This window comes from Parvibaculum sp., assembly GCF_049672805.1.
GTDB lineage: Bacteria > Pseudomonadota > Alphaproteobacteria > Parvibaculales > Parvibaculaceae > Parvibaculum.
The window spans coordinates 1-1672 of the sequence record NZ_JBATWS010000287.1 but is presented as its reverse complement, the minus strand read 5'-3'; the positions used below and the strand labels follow the sequence as shown (position 1 = coordinate 1672).

2 protein-coding genes are annotated in these 1672 nt (G+C 61.6%); both read right to left on the bottom strand.

Annotated features, from left to right (window positions below; translation table 11 throughout):
• Positions 1-817, bottom strand: an 817-nt coding sequence (locus WBF74_RS09210; protein ID WP_424438525.1) for an acyl-CoA carboxylase subunit beta, incomplete at its 3' end; no start/stop codon positions are given.
• A gap of 255 nt (positions 818-1072) precedes the next feature.
• On the bottom strand, positions 1073-1672 hold a 600-nt coding region (locus tag WBF74_RS09205; protein WP_424438522.1), incomplete at its 5' end, for an ATP12 family chaperone protein.

The window sequence follows — 1672 nt, the reverse complement described above, 5'->3', positions numbered from 1 at the left end:
TGAGTGTGTCGAGCGACATCTCGATGCGGTTCGCATCATCGAAATGCGGGCGCTCCGGCACTTCATCGCGGTTCGACAGCGGCAGGAAATCGACAAGGCGGCGGATCTGCGTCATCGCGATCACGTCATTGTCAAAAGCGCCATCGGCAACGGAAGATTTGGTGGTGTGGATCGAGGCGCCACCAAGCTGCTCGGAGGTGACGGTTTCATTCGTCACCGTCTTCACAACATCAGGGCCGGTCACGAACATGTAGGACGTGTCACGCACCATGAAAATGAAGTCTGTCATGGCGGGCGAATAAACGTCACCACCCGCGCACGGGCCCATGATCACGGAAATCTGCGGAATGACACCGGAAGCAAGCACATTGCGCGTGAAGACTTCGCCATAGCCGCCCAGCGCATCCACGCCTTCCTGAATGCGCGCACCGCCCGCATCGAAAAGACCGATGATCGGAGCGCCGGTCTTCAGCGCCATGTCCTGCACCTTGGTCATCTTCTTCGCGTGGCTGCGCGAGAGAGAGCCGCCGAAAACGGTGAAGTCCTTCACGAAGACGAAGACGGGACGGCCATTGACCGTGCCCCAGCCGGTGACGACGCCGTCGCCGGGGATCTTCTGCTTCTCCATGCCGAAATCATGGCAATCATGTTCGACAAACATGTCGAACTCTTCGAAGGACCCCTCGTCGAGCAACAATTCGATGCGCTCGCGCGCGGTAAGCTTGCCTTTGGCGTGCTGGGCGTCGATGCGCTTCTGGCCACCACCGGCCCGCGCTTCCTGCCGCCGCTCTTCAAGCCGACGAAGAATATCCTTCATGCCGCCCCCTCGATAAGTCGGACGGGCCGCCCCACATGAAACGGCCGAAAAATTACTGGTCTGGACACCGGAGCACGGGCGGCAAGGTTCAGCCCGCTGGCGCTGCCGCGTCGCGCGAAGGCGACCTCAATAGCACCGAAACTCCGTTTTTGCCAATGGCTTGGCCCGTTTCTTCCTGCCTTGAAGGTTCATCCGCCGAAGGCCAGCCGCAACGCTGCGTTAGGCAGGGCAAAGAGCGCCATAAAACGCCGCGCTTCAATCCAGAAGACGGATGAAACGGGCGGTTTCGAGAAGATCGGATCGCATGGCATCAAGCCGCGCCCTCTCCTCCTCATCCTCGCCGGAAAGTTCCATCTGCCAGTTTTCGTCCACATAGGCGATGTCAAAGGCCTCTTCCGGCGTGAGCCGGCCAAGCGCCACCGCAAGGCCGATAACAGCGGATCCCGTCAGCGTCACGGCATTGTGAAGTCCGGCAATGCGGAAGGGATCAAACGTCTCCACCACCCGCTGATAGGCGGCAAGGGAGCTTTCGTCCTGCGTGATATGGAGAACGCCGGTTGTGGGGCGAAGCCTGATCCCCTGCTCCGCCGCCCAGCCAAGCAGCGGGTTCCAGAGCGCGGCCTGCCGCGCGGCAAGCGCCTGCGGATGGTCCGCGCGGTAGCAGACAAGGTCCGACCCGGCAAAATTGACGATCTCGGCAATCACCTCTGCCCGTCGTGGTTCGACAAGGTCGATCGCCGTATTGGCAAGGCGCGTGAGCCACATGACCCGCGGGTTGATGTCCGGCCCTTGCGCCTCCCACTCCCCTGCAATCGCCTCCGCCAGAGCGCGCCCGGGCACGGCAAGGACACGCTT